This is a genomic window from Shewanella violacea DSS12 (assembly GCF_000091325.1).
Taxonomy (GTDB): Bacteria; Pseudomonadota; Gammaproteobacteria; order Enterobacterales; family Shewanellaceae; genus Shewanella; species Shewanella violacea.
Genome location: NC_014012.1, coordinates 3,407,246 through 3,425,827, shown reverse-complemented (window position 1 = coordinate 3,425,827; position 18,582 = coordinate 3,407,246). Strand labels below are relative to the sequence as shown.

At 43.4% G+C, this 18,582-nt stretch carries 13 protein-coding genes; 10 read left to right on the top strand and 3 right to left on the bottom strand.

Translation table 11 applies throughout. The features are described from left to right. Positions 1-265: 265 nt before the first annotated feature. The 7 genes from SVI_RS14225 to SVI_RS14195 all read left to right on the top strand — a co-directional run bounded on the left by SVI_RS14225 (position 266) and on the right by SVI_RS14195 (position 10,021). Positions 266-3,079: a hypothetical protein gene (locus SVI_RS14225; protein WP_013052287.1), complete on the top strand. Its 2,814-nt coding sequence runs from the start codon at positions 266-268 to the stop codon at positions 3,077-3,079. 401 nt (positions 3,080-3,480) lie between these two features. Then, positions 3,481-4,059 (top strand): hypothetical protein, encoded by a 579-nt coding sequence (locus SVI_RS14220; RefSeq protein WP_013052286.1) that lies wholly within the window; start codon positions 3,481-3,483, stop codon positions 4,057-4,059. Between the two features lie 62 nt (positions 4,060-4,121). Beyond that, complete coding sequence (locus SVI_RS14215) at positions 4,122-4,700, top strand: hypothetical protein (protein ID WP_041419971.1); 579 nt, start codon at positions 4,122-4,124, stop codon at positions 4,698-4,700. A gap of 38 nt (positions 4,701-4,738) precedes the next feature. After that, positions 4,739-5,272 carry a hypothetical protein gene (locus tag SVI_RS14210; RefSeq protein WP_013052284.1) on the top strand — a complete coding sequence of 178 codons (534 nt, stop codon included), beginning with the start codon at positions 4,739-4,741 and terminating at the stop codon, positions 5,270-5,272. Beyond that, entirely contained in the window at positions 5,269-8,196 is a 2,928-nt protein-coding gene (locus SVI_RS14205; RefSeq protein ID WP_013052283.1) for a fimbrial biogenesis outer membrane usher protein, read from the top strand. Before SVI_RS14210 ends, SVI_RS14205 begins: the two co-directional genes overlap by 4 nt. A 3-nt stretch (positions 8,197-8,199) precedes the next feature. Beyond that, a complete protein-coding gene (locus SVI_RS14200) occupies positions 8,200-8,922 on the top strand; it encodes a fimbrial biogenesis chaperone (RefSeq protein WP_013052282.1) in 723 nt (240 codons plus the stop codon). A gap of 1 nt (position 8,923) precedes the next feature. Continuing rightward, positions 8,924-10,021, top strand: coding sequence for a hypothetical protein (locus SVI_RS14195; protein WP_013052281.1), 1,098 nt, complete (start codon positions 8,924-8,926; stop codon positions 10,019-10,021). 46 nt (positions 10,022-10,067) lie between these two features. On the opposite strand, the gene SVI_RS14190 is transcribed toward SVI_RS14195, so the two are convergent. After that, the gene (locus SVI_RS14190) at positions 10,068-11,297 is read right to left on the bottom strand and encodes a glycosyltransferase (RefSeq protein ID WP_013052280.1); all 1,230 of its coding nucleotides are present in this window, start codon (positions 11,295-11,297) and stop codon (positions 10,068-10,070) included. Between the two features lie 408 nt (positions 11,298-11,705). Next, positions 11,706-12,692 carry a sensor domain-containing diguanylate cyclase gene (locus tag SVI_RS14185; protein WP_013052279.1) on the bottom strand — a complete coding sequence of 329 codons (987 nt, stop codon included), beginning with the start codon at positions 12,690-12,692 and terminating at the stop codon, positions 11,706-11,708. A gap of 519 nt (positions 12,693-13,211) precedes the next feature. On the opposite strand from SVI_RS14185, the gene SVI_RS14180 reads away from it, so the two are divergent. The 3 genes from SVI_RS14180 (at position 13,212) to glnS (ending at position 17,653) form a co-directional block, all read left to right on the top strand. Further along, entirely contained in the window at positions 13,212-13,481 is a 270-nt protein-coding gene (locus SVI_RS14180) for a FeoA family protein (protein WP_013052278.1), read from the top strand. Then, a complete protein-coding gene (feoB, locus tag SVI_RS14175) occupies positions 13,474-15,765 on the top strand; it encodes a Fe(2+) transporter permease subunit FeoB (protein ID WP_013052277.1) in 2,292 nt (763 codons plus the stop codon). Before SVI_RS14180 ends, feoB begins: the two co-directional genes overlap by 8 nt. A gap of 217 nt (positions 15,766-15,982) precedes the next feature. Continuing rightward, a complete protein-coding gene (gene glnS, locus SVI_RS14170) occupies positions 15,983-17,653 on the top strand; it encodes a glutamine--tRNA ligase (protein WP_041419970.1) in 1,671 nt (556 codons plus the stop codon). 111 nt (positions 17,654-17,764) lie between these two features. On the opposite strand, the gene SVI_RS14165 is transcribed toward glnS, so the two are convergent. Next, positions 17,765-18,361: a Yip1 family protein gene (locus SVI_RS14165; RefSeq protein ID WP_013052275.1), complete on the bottom strand. Its 597-nt coding sequence runs from the start codon at positions 18,359-18,361 to the stop codon at positions 17,765-17,767. Positions 18,362-18,582: the final 221 nt, after the last annotated feature.

The following is an 18,582-nucleotide window of genomic DNA, read 5'->3' as shown; positions in this document are numbered from 1 at the left end:
ATTAAATTTCTAATTCTTAACATGCCCTGTAGAAGCTAGATTCCAATTGTTAAAATCTGCAAGAAATTGTCTCGCCTGTTTCTTTTCTTATTGTGTTAACTCCAATTTTTGTCTAGATACCAATCGCTATAAATCATTTAGCTGTACTTAAATTGGTGAAAATTTCGCAGATTAAAGCATCTTTATAATTTAGGAACCTATTAAGTGAACAGGCGAAATAGTATCAGGCGCAGGATTGTAGAATAGCTTTTTAATGGGGTTTTCAATGAGATTTCTTTGTCACATATCCATATTACTATCACTCGTAATGCTCAGCGCCTGTGGAGGCTCAGACAGTGATGGTGATATAGCGCCACCACCGCCTCCTCCACCGCCTCCAGTCGAGAAAACTGTGATTGCGATGGATTTTAGAAAGTCAGTGATCTTACCTGACGATATAGGTCAATCATTGACCTTTAATCTATCTACCTATGTCAGCTCTAAACTGGGTAAGAGTCTGATTCTGAGTAACATAGAGGCAATTGGCAATATAGCCGATTGCAGGGTGGTAGAAGTCATCGAAACAGGCTTGGATTTCTCCGTTTCACCAAAAAACTCAGTGAATTGTGATTATCGATATACCATTACAGATGGAGTAGAGCATGCCTCTGGCCTGGCTTCTGTGGTGTTCATCTCTAAAAGTGCTAAACAGATGGCTGCAGAGCAGGGCCTTGAAATCCCTCTAGGTAATCTACTGCCTGAACTCAGTAAATCTGTCGCCGTGGGTAACTCGCTTGTCTTCAACATTCAGGATGAGCTAGCCGCTGAATTTCTGCCTATGACTAATCCTAAATTTGAAGCCTCTACGGTCGTTATGGGAAGCGGCACCGCAGATATCACGGATGAGGGATACTTTAGCTACCGGGCCGTTGAGTTGGGTTTAACTAGGGTAACCTATTCAGTGATCGATGATAACCAACTGATATTTACCGGTGTTATCAATATAGATGTATCGGGAGAGACCAATACTGCGCCCCATACACTGGATGAGACTTATGATCGCTTAGTGCCTGTGGGTGAATTCATTAGTGTAGATATTATGAACTTTCCCAGAGTCGGCCCTTTAGTCACAGACAAGGAGGGTGACCAGATTCAATTAGTCGGCGTTCAGGTCTATAACGCCAATGTGGCCTTAGTGAATCCAAATGATGTATCCAATACCCGCTTTAGTTTTAAGGCTGAAAATCCTGGTCAATTTGTGGTTAATTACACCGTTTATGATCATGAGGTGGATGGTGTCAGTACCGGGACTATCACCTTTAACACAGGTGAGAGCAGAGCTGGGAAAATTGAGTTTTCTTATAATGGTTTCTTAAAGCTCTTCGGTGACGGAACACTAGGGGCTGGTGGCAATGATAAGTTAATGAATCCCTTTAAAAATGAGCTTGTTCCTTACATGGAAAACAATGGGGGATACGCGACAGGCATTAAGAATATTGGTTTTGGTAACTATCAAATATCGTTAAATACCAAGGAGACTATTCTTTTCGGCGCCGAAGGTTTTACGGACTCATTGGTCGTGCTACCTGCAACTGACCGAGTTTATTATGGCCTAACCTATGCGGACCGAGCCCTAGGCTATGGCGGCATTATCTATGTGGTGAATGAAGCGGGTGAGTCTAGTGCTATTAATCAAGTATCTGGCACATTTAACCAATGTTACTCCGCTTTCACCGATAAGTTTAATCAGCTGCATCTGTCCGATGTCGCGTCGGTTGAGAGTTTTGGTATTACCTCGGCGGTGGTACATTTTAACGATGGCACCGCCACTTATTACGGCATAGATTGCTACTCTGCAACCTTAGATGAGTGGGACTTTACTCCCTATCTAGATACTCGAGTGCAGTGCTGGAATGCCAAGAGCCATGGCTCGTTTTATTGTATGAAGGCATCGGATGAGCCTGGCGATGCATTTTTTTATCATAGTGCCCCAGAGGATAAGGGGAAAGATAACTTCTACTTAGACTTTATCCAGGAGTTTAATGACCGTAATCTCACTCCGGTTAAAACGACCCAGGTACAGACAGGAATTGCCGCGTTAACGAACAAGGGGGAGCTGTACGTTTTATTCGAGGGTAAAAACAGAGACGGTGCTAAATATAAGTTCAAAAAAGTGGCCACTAGGGTGAATGATTATCAGCAGTCTCCTAACTTTGTCACCTATATGCATCAAGTCGACGATGATGACAGGGATCACGATGATGACGATGATGAATTAGAGTTTGATGGTTACGCACAGTATCACAGAGAACAGCAACCAGATGGTAAGTGGCTAGATTTAACCCTGAACTTTCACGATATTCATCATAAAGATAAGTGTGAAGTAAAATTTTATAAAAATACCTCAAATGCGGTTTTACTGCTTATGAAACATAAGTTGTTCAGCTTAACTAAAGCTGGTTTTCATGAGGAGGAGAAGGAATATAGAAGTAATATCATAGGTGACTCGGCCAACTCCTATAGCGTTCGCACCGAAACTAGCGGGCAAGGTAAAAGTACGTATTTTTCTCGTGGTTATAAAAGTGAAAATTTAAAGCATTGGCATCTTATCAATCCACTTAAACGCGTAGATTCAATTTTTGAGTGTCACAATCCCGACACTGAAAATATAACATATCCCTATATCCTATCGGGTTGCAGTTACTTAGATTTTAAGATGAATGGTGCCGTGGTGCCAGCCAAGGACACAGGCATAAGTGTGTACCCTGAAGATAAGTTTGATGATAGGCCTGAGCTTCATGATCTGGTGGACCTAGATAATGACGGTTTTTCTACCGAGCAGGAGCTCGACGAGTGTAGCCATCTGCCTGGCAAGTATGCCAATAATAAGGTGGAATACTGCTCACAACCTATCTTGTCTGACAGTGATGGAGACAATGTCGATGATGCATTTGAATATCTGTACCAAGGCGCCCATACAGGCAGCCGTTACACGCCCTATAGCAATATCATAGGAGAGTATAAACACAATCATAGGGGGCCCATAGATGGTAATAAAGATATTGATAACAATGGACGTATCGATAAATATGATTACTAGCTTAACTCTGGTCAAGGGCTAGATAACCTCTTATTTACTTCATTAATTAATGGCAGATCTCTAGGTTAGAGGCTGCCATTATTTTTATCTGACCTTGCTGGCCCGTTATCCGTACAGGCTTAAATTTACCTCCTCAGTAATCAGGCTGATAGCTCACTATCATTTTTTCCGATCCATTGTTTTGTCTTTTGTGTTTGATATTACTGCCTTTTTAGAGCTTGGTAGGCGTTATTGATTTTTAAATTCCAGTATTGACCTGTTGATGATTTCTGCAACTATTAACATGCACTCTTGAAAGTTATCTAATACACATGCTTGCAAGTGGCTAGGGAGTCATTCATGTCTCGTCAGTCACTTATTTCAACAAGTCATGATAAATGTACCCACAAAGGATGTTCATAATGAATGCAAAAATCTTAATACCCCTAGCGTTAATCACATTATCAGGTGCTGCGATTGCCGGCGATGCAACAACTACATTGCATTGGAAAGGTGTCGTACCAACTGTGATACCTGGTGACGGTGTGATCATCACTGGCCCATCTGGTCATCTGCCATATGTCGACTCAGCTGGGTTAAGTGTTAAAGATACAACGGGTGTATTTTCATCTGATCAGATCTCACTAGAGCTTCACTACCGCAATTGTGCCGATGGTAGCTCAGCTACGGCCGGTGTTTGTGAAGGTGGCTTTATGGAAGGTGAAGTTGCTGAAGCCGTTGGTGACATTATTCAAGATGCAGACTGGACCATGACTTCGTTAGATACAGTGATCGGTACATTAGATACTACTGGTATCGGCACGGTTGTTAAGATGGAAGGCACTAAGATGGACAAGTCTGTTCCCGTAACAGCTTCTACAGGCACAGTGTCATTTACCACAGAAAACACTGAGAGTGTTGTGAATTCTCTGGGCGCTGAGCTAAATCCAGGCCAGAACATCGAAGTTCATACCGTGATCAACTCATCTAAAGCTATCTAATCTTAGTCACAGCTTTTTATCTAAGAAACAAAGAATAAATGTACCCACAAAGGATGTTCGTTATGAATGCAAAAATTTTATTACCTCTCGCGCTGATCACACTTTCGGGTTCGGTGTTTGCTGGCGATGCAACGACTACACTACACTGGAAAGGTATTGTTCCTACAGTAATATCTGGTGAAGGTGTGATCATTACAGGTCCATCGGGTCACCTGCCTTATATCGATTCTGCTGGACTAGATGTTAAAAACACTACGGGTGTATTTACGTCTGCTCAGATCTCACTAGAGCTTCATTATCGTAATTGTGCAGATGGTAGTACACCTGAACAAGGTACATGTGAAGGTGGCTTTATGGAAGGTGAAGTAGCTGAAGCCGTTGGTGACATTATTCCTGATGCAGACTGGACAATGACCTCGTTAGATACTGTCATTGGTACATTAGATACGAGCGGTATTGGCACCATTGTTAAGATGGAAGGTACTCAGATGGACAAGTCTGTACCTATTACCGCAAGCACAGGCACAGTGTCATTTACCACAGAAAACACTGAGAGCGTTGTGGCTTCTATGGGTGCTGAGCTGATCCCAGGTCAGAACATCGAAGTTCACACAGTTATCAACTCATCGAAAGCTATCTAATTTTCGCGAATTAGTTGCCTGATATATCAAGAGCATTCATGACACATTCAAATGTTATTTTTATCGCATCACTATTGTTTGCGGCGAATGATGCCTCGGCTCTTGATATATCTTCATCAAATAAGCAACAGGAATTCAATGTCGATACCAAGATAGAGTTGGATAAGTTCTATGACAGAGAAATTATTAAATTTGAGTTTGTAAAAAAGAACTGGCTTCTCGATTTCGATGCTAACAATTACAAATTTAATGATATTTCAGATGTGCTGCTACTTGGAACTTCTATCGCTAAAAGCGATCCACTAAATTCTTATTCCCTTAACCTGATAGAGAATGAATCTGCTTGTTATGATGTGAAAGGGGCCGCGACTGAAACCCAAGATTTAGTCACTGTGATAGTCGATGGTGAAGAGATCAAGGTAGGTGAAGGTCTGAGTGAGCTGGGATTTGACGGTGTAGGCCGTGTGGGGAAGTACAGCAAGTTCGATGTGGATCTTAAATTTGAAGCTGTAACCTTCAAAGATGACTACTGCAAAGGGATCATCAAGATGAGCATAGCATTAGATATATGAGATATAAAAGACTAGCCTTATCGATTATATTTTGTCTCTCCTCCAGCCTTAATCCTATTTTTTCACAGCCCGTCAATGCTTCGGTAGAGAGTGAAGGCATTGAGATCCCTGCAGAATTTGCCGATATGTATGCTGGTAGCACCGAGCGCTTTAGCTTTGAGTTAGCCAGTGCCCCCGAGCAAGTCTCTATTGAACTTAATTCTACACCAACTTCAGCTTCGTTAAACACATCCAGTCAGGGACTTATTGAGCAGTATTTAGCGCGATTTTACGTTAAAAAAGAGTCTGTCGCCGAGATAGTCTCGGCCATGAATAACATAGAAACCTCACAAGAGTGCCAAGGCAAGGTGTCCGAGTGTAACCTGATGCCAGAGCGCTATGCTTTTACTTATGATTTTGAAAAGAAACATCTTAAGTTATTTATCAATGTAAGCTTAATAGACAGTCATAAGACGGCTAAGACGTTCCATAATGCCACTAACGAGCGTTATGGGGCCATAAATAGCCTTAATGTAAACTATCACTATTTCAGTGATGGTGGCTCATCGGTTATAACCCGAGATGAAACTTTAGTGGGCTTAAAGTATGGCTCGATCAAGTCGAGTATCTACGCCGATACTTCAAGCGATAAGTTTGAGGCAGAGCAGCTATCCTATGACTATGAGAGCGGAAATCACCGCTTTCAATTGGGTCACTTCAAATATGGTTATGAGCAAAATACCACCTCATTTATGGACCTGTCGGGTGGATACTCCCAGGATGTGATTAATTACTCTTCCTCAAAAAATTTGATCGATGGCGGCAAGCAAAATAACAGACGTTTGTTCTATATTTTGCCCAACAAGGGGCGCATCGAGGTTTATCGTGATGGTCACTTAATTCATAGTCAAAATGTCGATGCCGGACAGCAGAGTATCGCCTTTCGCGATCTCGCTTATGGTTCATATACGGCAACGATAGTCGTGATATCGGCTGGTCGTGAGATTCTAAGAGAGCAGCAGCAGATATTTAATAACACGGCTTTCTCACTCAACAAGGGGGAATTTGATTACAGTTTCTCTGCGGGTATTTTAAATGACAGATATGAAGATGTAGATGAGCCTAGCGATAGTCAGAGTCGTAACCTCAAGGCGCTCCAAGGCAAGTTAGCTTATGGGCACTATGGCGATAGCTTGCTCTACGATGGTATCGAACCCCATGGAAACGGACTGGGATTGGATGAATATCTCGAGACCTATAGCCAGACTCAAAGGCTAGAACTGGACACTAATAACTTTGTCGAGGGAAAAGCGTCCTATCAGTTAACCGACAGCAGTATGGTTGGCGCGCGCCTGCTATCTAATTCCGATAGCACTATGGCCGAGTTCGGTCTTAAACAGTCAGTTAATGATGTCTCCACGGCTCAGATAAAATTTTCTTCCTACTCTAATGGCAGCCGATTTATTGCGGTTAACGCTAATTTTTATAACATTGGCCTAGGTTATGAGAAGTTCGACTCGGCGGACAGTGATTATGGATTGGATAATTATATGCTATCCAATACCGGCTATGAGCGTCTCAATGTCAATATCTCCTCTAATCTCTGGGATGGTCAAGGCTACCTGCTTTATGTCAATAATAAGCTGGATGAAGAAAGTGTCTTGGATCAACTTGTCACTCAGAGCGATTATTGGTCGGTAAGTGCCGGTTACTCTCATTCATTTATTGCCGACTCTATGATTAACCTGTCAGCGACTCTCCAGGGGGGGGATAGTTTCGGCGATGACGATGATTGGTATGCCGGTGTACTCTGGACTGTGCCATTTGCTACCGGTTGGAGTGTAAATTCTTCGGTTTCTATGAGCCCTCTGGGGATGGATGAGTTCAGAAATAGTGTCTCCAAGGATGTGCAATTTGGTGATTCATTGTCGATGAACAATGAACTTGGGGTCAGCTATAACGGCACAAGTATAGATCATGATATGAATTCAGACTTCTCGAGTAACATCAGCTATCAGGATGAGCATATTATGTCTGATACCTATGCTTATATCAGCTCTGATGGCACCCGAACGATCAATACGAGCATGGACAGTACCCAAGTGCTTTCGGGTAAGGGCGAGATTTATTTTACCTCACAGAAAAGTGACGCCTACATCATTGTCGACGCCGATAACCAAGGTGGTGCAGATACCCACCGTGGTCTGCTGTCGGTTTATAAGGGTAGCAGTTTAAGTTACAACGAAAATATAGTTAGAGAAGATACGGTGATCCCCGTCGATAGCTATAAGTCCCTTAGCGTTCACCTGGATACAGACTCATCGAACTATATCAGTGATCAAGCCCATGAAACGTCGGGGTATAGCCTGCCTGGCACAGTGCTTTCCCTGGATATAGAACTGGTAAAAATTAAGACCTTTATCTCCTCATTCGATGATGTGAATAACCAAGCTATCGCGAATGTCGAATGTGTCGGCGTAGGTTGCGTCGATGTTGAAAGGTTAGCCGAGGGGGTATTTAAGATATCTGTCATCGCGGGATCAAATTATCAACTGGTTTCACAGCATCAAACTTGCCTGACTCCGAGCCTAGATCTAGATTCTACCTATATCGTTAATACGGGTAAAAACTATTGTCTTCCGGGCTTAGATCATGAGCAAGCGGTCGGCCATGGAAGTGACAATAAACCCAAGGGCGTCACTATAGGTGATAAGAAATACTACTTCGTTGGGGCTTTCACGAATCAAACCGAACTGCTTATTACAAGACAAAAACTCGATGATGTCGGCTTGTCTGTGATAATCCGCACCTTAGGCCAGCGTCAATACGCCTATGTTACCAATGAGTCTAACCTAACGGCAAAACAAGAAATCCTATTAAGTGAATTATGTCTCAAGGCAAAACGCCTCATTAGACAGAACAATTTTGTAAATAACTGGAATTAAAGTATGAATGCTATTAAAAGTTTACTGTTTATTTTCTTATCCTTATCCGTGTTTGATACTCAAGCTATGGCGATCAGTAGCCTTATGCTAACCAATCCAGACGGTCAGGCAGGGGTGTTCACTTTAGATAATACCGATAAAATCACCTATTTTTTGAAAACCTCAGTGTCTAAAGTTGAGATTATTGATAATAAGATTATCAAGACTCCCTATACCAGAGAGAATCTAGATTCATGGGAGATAGCGACTAAGCCATCGAAACTTGTGATTGAACCTAATATGGTTAAAGAGATCCAGGTTGAAAGTATCTGTGGCGCTAAGTGCGGGACCGACAGAGATAGGGTCTACCAGATCAATATTCAACCAGTCTCATACAGCACAGATGGTAAAGAGCAGTCAAAAATTGATATGTTGTTTGGTTTCTCTCCCTACTACATAGTGCCGGCTAAGGAGAGCAAAATTAAATATCATCTCGATTATAAAGGTGAGATTATTACGGCGAAAAATAGCGGCAATACCTTAATAAATATCGTAATCGATCAGTGCGAAAAAGATGCTGCTAAGAAGAGCGCTAAAGCTTTATGCAAGGCGAATTTCACCATTCTTGCGGGTCGAACTAGAGATGTGCATGTACCAAAGGAGTTGCAGCGTGGTGAGCTTAACTTGATGGTGCTCAATCACGATGAGACATTCAGGGAAGAGATTACTTTACCCCGGGGAGAGTAAGATGAATGCTCAATCGTCGAAGTCATATTCATTAGGTATGAGTGCGCTGCAGCGGTGGTTCCAGCTTGGCACTCTGACACTTTGTTTATTGCTTTATGTTCAATCGGCAACAGCGTTTACCATCAATGGTACGCTGACTGGCGACAAGTTGAAATGGGCCAATGCCAGTACTGATGGTGAATTTATACGTCCTAATTACTGGTTCACTCCTGCGCGTTTACCCGATACGACAAGATGGGTGCCAGGTACCTATACGACGCCGACTGACATCACGATTGAGCTGTCTACTGGTTCTGATCATGTTTCTATGCCGATAAAATTAAGCGGTGTTAAATATCAAGTATCAGGCCAGTTTGTTCTGGCTTCCTATGCCGATATCTATCCTGTGTGTGGCCAGTCAACCATAGCAGCGACCACCACAGTCTTGAGTACAGGTAGTGGATTTTGTATTGCGGATCAGAGTATTGGCTTCGATAGTCCTCAAACGCCTTTTAAACGCTATCAGCCCGTTATCCGTTTAGATAAAACAGAGCTTATCCAACGCTTGAAAGGTAAGCCAAAAGGAATGTATTCAGGTACGGTCACAGGCATTATCAGTTATGGCTTTAAGGCCAATATCTCTGAGGCCGTAAAGACTTACCGTAATATTCCCATGACGTTTTCGATACAGATAGCCTATAACCCGAGTGTGATAACTCGTATCAATGTGCTAGGTAACGGTCATATCACGCCGGAATATGATACCTATAAGCACACTGTGAGTGGTACAACGGGCTTTAAGATCTCCGCCCTGGGTTATTTTCAAAATGGATTGAGTTTTAAGCTCATCAATAAAGATGCTAATGATTATACCTTGAAGCCTGTAATGGGCGGTTCGACCAGCATTCCCTATAGCATTACCTGCCAAGGGTGTAGTTCTACACCTGAGCTGGTCAACAAGGGGAGCTTAATCGATGAAGGTATAGGGCAGGTAGATGCCCCAGGCGCCAGCATTATCCCATTTATGTTGAATGTGGACTTTACTAATGTGTCGGTCAAAGATGTAGAAGATAAAAGCTATAACGATCATTTCACCGTGATGTTTGAAGTACTCCTGTGAAATGAGGTTTTAGCTTAGATTAATCCCGGTGTTGAATGTTGACTATTTATTGGCAATTGGCATTCTTAGCGGCGATCCACTGGGACATATACTTTGTGCTTGCCATGGAATGATGTTTCATCATGGCGCCGGTAAAGTTATTCAATCTGTGCTGGGCTAAATTATCTAATGTCTGGTTTAATTTTTTCATCCATTCTAGACCTAAAACTTGGCCATCATACCTTGCGGATAATAGATTTGAGGCGTGGCTTTGAGCCTCAGCCCAGAGCGACTCTTGAGCGTATAAATCCACGGCGGCTTGAGCAAAATCCTCTGTATCATCTGTGATATGTCCAGGCCAGGTTTCATCCTCAACCATGCCTTCACTGCCAACTGATGTGGTCACGCTTGGGGTCTGCATGAGCATGGCATCGAGAAGCTTGCCCTTGATGCCTGCGCCGAAACGTATCGGGGCAAGGCAGACACGAGATTGTTCCATCACCTTATAAGCATCTTCTGCCCAGCCTTTTATCAAAAAACCAGTTTTGGGGTTATTCAGCGCCGTTGCTTTCGGTGGTGGGTAGGAGCCGTAGATATGTAGCTCGGCCTGGGGTAGCTGTTTTCTGATCAAGGGCCAGATCTGTTGCAGGTATAACACGGCATCCCAGTTCGGGGCATGGCGGAAATTACCTATGGTCATAAAGTGCTGACGTTGTGAATATGTTTTTGTCTGAGTCGGGCAGTTATTTAAGTCCACCATGAACGGCAGATGATGCAATAGACTGGGATCAACCTTAAAAGTGGTCTCGAGTAACTCCATTTCGAAGCTTGAGATGATCAAGGAGATATCACAGCGGAGAATAGCAGCAATTTCTCGCTTGGCTATATCGCTGAATAGGTCGCTTTGAGTGAGTACTCGCTCACCCTTATGGGCTATGTGGCGTGCATTACGCAAACACTGCAGGTCTTCTGTATCGAGTATCTTGATGGCATCAGGACACTGCTTCTCGACTCGCCAACCAAATTGCTCCTCCATCATAAAACGGTCGAACATGACGACATCAGGTTGATATTGAGAGATATAGGTATCGAAACTATCGCAGTTTAGGGCGATGTTTTTACTAGAGATGCCTTCAGCGGTTAGGTCAATCATATGATCGGAAGGTTGGGCCGGAGTGGCAAATTCTACCTGCCAGCCTTGCTGTCTGTAGAGGCGTAACAGCGACATCATGTGAGTGCCCGCGGCTGAGGAGTTGGGCTCTGGCCACACATAACCTATCACTAGTACTTTTTTCACGACTTTTACTTCCCAATTTACACAGTCCGCAGGACCCGATATTCAGTAGGGCTATTCTATACTCGAATCATGTCAATCTGGGGAATTATTACCGCCAATTTTCGATTGAATCAGAGTTAGTGTTCACTATGGATTATTTGTTGATGAGAACGAGTTCAGCTCGCGTTGTAACAAGCCATCTAGCTCGTGGATAATCCTTTCTGTCATTTGCACTATTCTATCTAGGCTCTAGGTGTGCATAAGCTGTCGTTGTTATAGATATCCATTTTTCGCATATTCGGAGCTATGTCTTGGAGCCGTGGATAACCAGTTTACTTTTCCCTTGGGAGTAAGAGGGGATGACTTTGAGATTTTTTACAGCCAATTAAGGTATTTAGCTGATCAGCTGGTTTATTAATTCAGGTTTGGCTAGTTTGAACTCAAATTCTTCTTCGCGAGTTTATTTAGGTACATGCACCGGTCGGCAGTTTTTAATAATGTGTCGAGTTTGGTTTTATCGCCGGGTTTTAGCACCGCATAACCGAAGGAGTACTGTATGTCCTGGCTCAAGGAACAAGTCGATAATTTTTGTGCCATTCTGTGATTAAACAATTCTACACAGTGTTCGTTTTCGGCATGGATCAACACCAGAAATTCATCTCCGCCCCATCTGGCGACTAAGTCACAACTTCGACTGTTGATTTTAAGCATTTTTGCGAAGGTTTTTAGAATCTCATCTCCAATCTCATGACCATAATTGTCATTGGCTTGTTTGAATTGATCTAGGTCGAAATACAGTAAGATCAGTTGTCGATTCAGTCTTTGGGCTAAGTCCTGCGTGCTGATCAAGAGGTCTTCAAATCCACGTCGATTATAGATTTGAGTGAGTGGGTCGGTATAACTGAGTGTAAGGAGTTGGTTTTCCTTGTAAAGGTGCCTAAGGTCACTGTCTATTACCTCTTTGATTACCGCTAAGGCATTGATATAAGTCTGCGAGTAATGGGTTACTTTTGTGTCTAACACGCACAGAGTGCCGAAAATGCTGCCATCGGGCCATGATATTGGCAAGCCTAGATAGGAGACATAGTTATCTTCTGTGTATTCCGGATTATCGCTCCATTGGGGATCCAGTTTGGCGTCTCTAACATAGAGTTTGGCTGAGTTTTTGACCACCTGATGACAATAGATATTACTATTTAGATCGATACTGCCTGCTTGATAGTGAGTCTCAGGTTTTTGAGAGGCTATGATGACCTCTATTCCTTTCGAATTGGCCTGATTGATAAAAGTGGCCGGAGCATTAAACATGTCGGCAACCGTGTTGACCAGCTTCTGCCATCTTTGCCAGTCGATTTCTTCTATCTCTAATTCTAAAATAGATGAGTAAGGGTAGGGAGCACGTGGTGGACTCAGCATTTCACTCCAAATTTGATCTCAGGTCTTATGCTATCAGGGTTAAGTTTAGTTAAGGCCTAGGAGTTTTGTAGGGCAGCGGGTTTTATTACTCATTAAAGAATCGCAAGATTTCTTGTGCTGTGGGCTTATCAGTTTATTTGGACTCTTACTAAAGCTTGCATCTGCCTGGTTTAGATTTTTTTAAATCATAAATTACAGGAATGTCAGCGACTATTAATAGTCGCTCTATTGATTATTCGCTATGGGAGTCTAAGGTGAGGTTCTTTGTGGCTTGCTAGTGTAAGTCACATTATTGTCTGATTAGTAGTCAGTCCTGCTTCATTCGATGAATTCTCAGATAATTTGTTTAGCAGACGTTTATTAGTTGGGACTTTTGTCACATAATATAGAATACAATTGAAAACTATTATCGTTTTCAATTCGAAATCTTGATCTAGGTAAAGTTATTCTTCTTTTGCCTTCGTTAAAATAATTTCAAGTTTAAGAATTACTGAAACCTGTAAAGGTATATAAAGCATAATGAAATTAAGCGATTTAAACCCGGGCGATCACGCCACTATTTCAGAAGTTGGTCAGTTGAATCTGCCATCGGTTGTTAAGCGAAAATTACTTTCCATGGGGATCACCCCAAACACTTCATTCTTCATGATCCGTAAGGCTCCGATGGGATCTGGGCTCTTGCTCAATATTCGTGGAAGTAGGCTGTGTATGCGTCGTGACCTGGCCGATATTATAGATGTCGAGAGAGTCATTAAAGATAAAGTTGAGGCGGTACAAACGAATGGCTAAGCAGTTTCATTGTGTGACTGTCGGTAACCCTAATGCGGGTAAATCGACGCTTTTTAATGCTCTCACAGGGGCCAACCAGCAAGTTGGTAACTGGTCCGGTGTAACTGTAGAGAAGAAAACAGGCCTATTTACCTTAGAAGGTACCGATGTTTCTCTAACGGATCTACCGGGTATCTATGACCTATTACCTGCTGGTAAAAGCTGTGATTGCTCGCTTGATGAGCAGATAGCACAGCAGTTTCTTGCTGAGCAGCAGATAGATGGCATCATCAATCTGGTCGATGCCACCAATATTGAGCGGCATCTTTATTTAACTATCCAGCTACGTGAGCTGGGTATTCCTATGGTTGTTGTGCTCAACAAGATAGATGCGGCGAAGAGACATGGCATCGAAGTCGATGTTGAGCAGATGAGCAAAATATTAGGCTGTCCGGTTGTGGGTGTCTGCTCGCGAGACCAGGCCGATATCGAGAAAGTGAAAGCGCAAGTTGTCATCTTGCTCGAGGGCAAGGTCTCTGAGAAAGCCTTGATTCTCAATTACGACGCTCGGATTGAAGCTGCTGTCACCAATTTACTGGCAAGTGATACAAGCTTAAGCCGGGGTCGCGCCCTTGCCATGTTGGCCAATGGAATAGGTTACGGTCAGTGTAAGTCAAGCCAGGTGGGTGATGAGGTTAATGGCAGTACCGACTCTATTGTTGGCCAAGGCCAAGATATAGAAGTCATGGTGGCAACCACTCGTTTCGATTTGGTTCAAAGTGTCTATGATGCCTCTGTCTCATCGGATGGCAATGAAACCTTGAGTGACAAACTCGATAAGGTGATTCTTCACCCTGTGGCCGGCGTGCCGGTATTTCTGTTTGTCATGTATCTGATGTTCATGTTCAGTATCAATGTGGGTAGCGCGTTTATCGATTTCTTCGATATTATGGGGGGCGCAATCTTCGTCGACCATTTAGGCGCAATTATGACTAGCCTGGGCTCACCGGCTTGGCTAGTTACTATCATTGCTGGTGGTGTTGGCCAAGGTATTCAGACGGTAGCGACCTTTATTCCAGTTATCGCAGCCCTGTTTTTAGCGTTATCTGTGCTAGAAGGCTCAGGTTATATGGCTCGTGCGGCATTTGTGGTCGATGGCCTTATGCGTCGCATCGGTTTGCCGGGTAAGGCTTTCGTGCCTATGATTGTTGGTTTTGGCTGTTCAGTACCCGCGATTATGGCTACGCGTACCTTAGGCAGTGAACGAGAGCGCATAGTGACAGGTATGATGGCTCCATTTATGTCCTGTGGTGCTCGGCTACCTGTGTATGCGCTGTTTGCCGCCGCCTTCTTCCCTGAGTCGGGGCAGAACCTAGTGTTCTTGCTCTATCTTATTGGAATCTTGGCCGCTGTAGGCACTGGCTTACTTCTGCGTTCGACCTTATTACCAGGTAGCAGTAGTGCTGTGGTGATGGAATTACCCAGTTACGAGAAGCCTAAATTCAAGACGGTAATGAACCGTACGGGTAAACGGACTAAGAGTTTTATTCTTGGTGCGGGCAAGACTATTGTTATCGTGGTGACCTTGCTTAACTTCGTTAATGCCATAGGTCTGGATGGTAGCTTTGGTCATGAAGATAGTTCCGAGTCTGTGCTCAGTGTAGCCAGCCAGAAAGTGACACCATTTTTCGGCCCCATGGGCGTCGAGCAAGATAACTGGCCTGCTACCGTGGGAATAATCACCGGAATATTTGCCAAAGAGGCGGTAGTTGGCACTCTTAACAGCTTGTATAGCACAGCAGGCTCTGGTGATGAAGAGTTAGCGCCGCTTTTGGAGACACTCAATGAAGCCTTAAGTACCATTCCGGAAAACTTGTTTGGCATCGCATTAGACGATCCTTTATCGATTTCTGTTGGCGATGTGTCTTCGGTAGAAGCTGCATCGGAAGAGCTAGAGGTCGATGCTTCGACCTTCACAGCACTTCAGGCTGGCTTCTCTGGGATCACGGCAGCCTTTGCATATTTGTTGTTTATCTTGCTCTACACACCTTGTGTTGCGGCAATGGGCGCACTTGTGGGTGAGTTTGGTGGGCGTTGGGCTGCATTTGCTGGGGTTTGGACCTTTGCCTTAGCTTATGGCACGGCGACTGTTTTCTATCAGGCTGCGACGTTCGGGGAACACCCGCTTTCATCGAGTCTGTGGATTGGCTTCTTCATCAGTGCCTTGGTTATTTTCTATATTTGGTTGAAGGTGAAAGCCAAACGCACTGAAATGAAAATATTAGATGTCAAAGTGATCACATAACGAACACCTTATCGTCGGTTATTAATAAAAAAGCAGCGATTAGTCGCTGCTTTTTTATTATATGGATTTTTGTTGCTGTTTTTTGCTATCAGGCGTTGTATCTAGCACTGAGATAGTGGATTATCATTTCCAATTACATCTTAATATGCCATCCCATCCAGTTAATTGTATATACAATCAGGCTAGTGGCTGGCCAGCGTTCTCTAAGAGGAATCACATGAGTAATGTGGACAGCGAAGTTCGTCCCAGTAACTTCATTCGTAACATCATAGATGAAGATCTTGAAAGCGGTAAGCACACCAGTGTTCAAACACGCTTTCCACCAGAGCCAAATGGCTTTCTTCATATCGGTCATGCTAAATCAATCTGCTTAAACTTCGGTATAGCAAAGGATTACAAGGGCCAATGTAACTTACGATTTGATGATACCAACCCAGAAAAAGAAGATATCGACTATGTTCATTCGATTCAGGATGATGTGAAGTGGTTGGGTTTTGAGTGGTCAGGGGATATTCGTTATTCGTCTAACTACTTCGACAAGCTTCATGGGTACGCTGTTGAGTTGATCACCAAAGGCTTAGCTTATGTCTGTTTCCTAAACAGCGAAGAGACTCGCGAATATCGCGGTACATTGAAGGCACCGGGTAAGAATAGTCCTGCTCGCGATACCTCAGTGGCTGAGAATCTTGAGTTGTTTGAGAAGATGCGTAAGGGTGAATTTAAAGAGGGTGAGTGTTCGCTACGTGCCAAGATCGATATGTCATCGTCTTTCATGTGTATGCGTGACCCTATCATCTATCGTATTCGTTTTGCCCATCATCACCAAACCGGTGATAAATGGTGCATCTATCCTATGTACGACTTTACCCACTGTATCTCAGATGCCATCGAGAATATCAGTCACTCCTTATGTACATTAGAGTTCCAAGATAACCGTCGTTTATATGACTGGGTACTGGATCATTTAGATGATTTCCAGGCACCAAACAGAACCCGTCAGTATGAGTTTTCTAGACTTAATCTAGAATACACCTTGATGTCTAAGCGTAAGCTAAATGACTTGGTTACTCGTGAACTGGTAAATGGTTGGGATGACCCACGTATGCCAACTCTTGCAGGCCTGCGTCGTCGTGGTTACACAGCCGCATCTATTCGAGAGTTTTGTCTGCGTATCGGTGTGACTAAGCAAGATAACATGATCGAAGTTGCCATGTTAGATGCCTGTATTCGTGAAGAGCTGAACGATAATGCTCCCCGCGCCATGGCGGTGATCAATCCGGTTAAAGTGATTATCGAAAACTACCCTGAAGGGCAAGTTGAAACACTGCATGCACCAATCCATCCGAGTAAAGATGAGTTTGGTAAGCGTGAGATAACATTTGGCCGTGAACTGTTTATCGATGCCGATGACTTCCGTGAAGAAGCCAATAAGAAGTATAAGCGTCTGGTTCAAGGCAAAGAAGTTCGCCTACGTAATGCCTATGTCATTAAAGCTGAACGCTGTGATAAGGATGAAGAAGGTAACATCACTACTATCTATTGTACTTATGATGATGAGACATTAGGTGTAAACCCAGCTGATGGCCGTAAAGTGAAAGGTGTTATTCACTGGGTTGAAGCGAGCAGTGCTAAACCTGCCGAGTTCCGTCTCTACAATCGATTATTTACCGATGCTAACCCAGCCGGTGCTGAGACAGTGGATGAAGTGCTAAATCCTGATTCTCTGATCATTACTCATGGTCTGGTTGAAGCAGGTCTGGTGAATGCTGAGGCTGAGAAAGCTTATCAATTCGAACGTGAAGGTTACTTCTGTGCCGATAGTAAAGATTCAACACCCGACAAGTTAGTCTTTAACCTGACGGTTGCACTGCGAGATTCATCTCAGTAGTCGTGATTAGTTGATGTAGTAATTCTTCATTAAAAAGGCTTTAGGGGAAACCCTAAAGCCTTTTTTGTTGTCCTAGATTCCTAGATTCCTAGATTCCTAGATTCCTAGATTCTATTGATACATGGGACCCAAACCCATGCTCCAAAGGATCACGCTCGATGCCATCAAGGCGACCAGAAGTACTAGGCCTGCCGTGACCACAGAGCTGGCATAGATGAAGCCTTTTTCTTCAGGTATATTCATTATGATAGGGACGCCGGTATAAAGAAGGTAAACCGAATAGGCGAGTCCAAAGAAGCCAATGACCATTACAAACCAAACCGTTGGATACAATGCGGCCAGTCCGACCATAAACAATGGGGTCGCGGTGTAAGATGCCAGTTCCAGTGCTTGAGTATAACTAGGGTCGGCATCGAAGGTTTTTGCCATCCAAAAAGACAGATAAGCCAGTGCGAACACACCGGCAATGAGTCCTACATACATGCCTCCGGACATTAATAGTGCACTTTCTTGTGTTAGGAAGAGTCGCTCTCCAACACCTAAATCCCATCCCAATTCAGTTGCGGCGATAAAGGTACAGATCACGGGAATGAGTGCAATGAGTAAAATATGGCTCATGCTACTCTTGAGTGCCTCGTGATTCTTTTCGATTGTGTGCCACTCTTCTTTTGGATGCGTATAGAGTCCCATTAAGTGATTTAATATCATTATAATTATCCTTAGTTTAGCGTTAACTTTTGCTCGCCAAACTTCAGACGAGCCTACATGCCTATTGGTCTAATTCCCAAAGACCATACGGCTCACGATACCCAATGCCAATCCATGCTCTCACTAATGCTTAGTTCATCCTCTGATAATACATATATAAGGTTATTTATTGAACAAAATCACACCTTAGTCAAGTTGATATTGGCTAAGTTGTTAAATAT

Excerpts from the sequence above, each read along its gene's own strand:
- SVI_RS14225 (WP_013052287.1), top strand. The coding sequence starts at position 266 with ATGAGATTTCTTTGTCACATATCCATATTACTATCACTCGTAATGCTC.
- SVI_RS14220 (WP_013052286.1), top strand. The coding sequence starts at position 3,481 with ATGAATGCAAAAATCTTAATACCCCTAGCGTTAATCACATTATCAGGT.
- SVI_RS14215 (WP_041419971.1), top strand. The coding sequence starts at position 4,122 with ATGAATGCAAAAATTTTATTACCTCTCGCGCTGATCACACTTTCGGGT.
- SVI_RS14210 (WP_013052284.1), top strand. The coding sequence starts at position 4,739 with ATGACACATTCAAATGTTATTTTTATCGCATCACTATTGTTTGCGGCG.
- SVI_RS14205 (WP_013052283.1), top strand. The coding sequence starts at position 5,269 with ATGAGATATAAAAGACTAGCCTTATCGATTATATTTTGTCTCTCCTCC.
- SVI_RS14200 (WP_013052282.1), top strand. The coding sequence starts at position 8,200 with ATGAATGCTATTAAAAGTTTACTGTTTATTTTCTTATCCTTATCCGTG.
- SVI_RS14195 (WP_013052281.1), top strand. The coding sequence starts at position 8,924 with ATGAATGCTCAATCGTCGAAGTCATATTCATTAGGTATGAGTGCGCTG.
- SVI_RS14185 (WP_013052279.1), bottom strand. The coding sequence starts at position 12,692 with ATGCTGAGTCCACCACGTGCTCCCTACCCTTACTCATCTATTTTAGAA.
- SVI_RS14180 (WP_013052278.1), top strand. The coding sequence starts at position 13,212 with ATGAAATTAAGCGATTTAAACCCGGGCGATCACGCCACTATTTCAGAA.
- feoB (WP_013052277.1), top strand. The coding sequence starts at position 13,474 with ATGGCTAAGCAGTTTCATTGTGTGACTGTCGGTAACCCTAATGCGGGT.
- glnS (WP_041419970.1), top strand. The coding sequence starts at position 15,983 with ATGAGTAATGTGGACAGCGAAGTTCGTCCCAGTAACTTCATTCGTAAC.
- SVI_RS14165 (WP_013052275.1), bottom strand. The coding sequence starts at position 18,361 with ATGATATTAAATCACTTAATGGGACTCTATACGCATCCAAAAGAAGAG.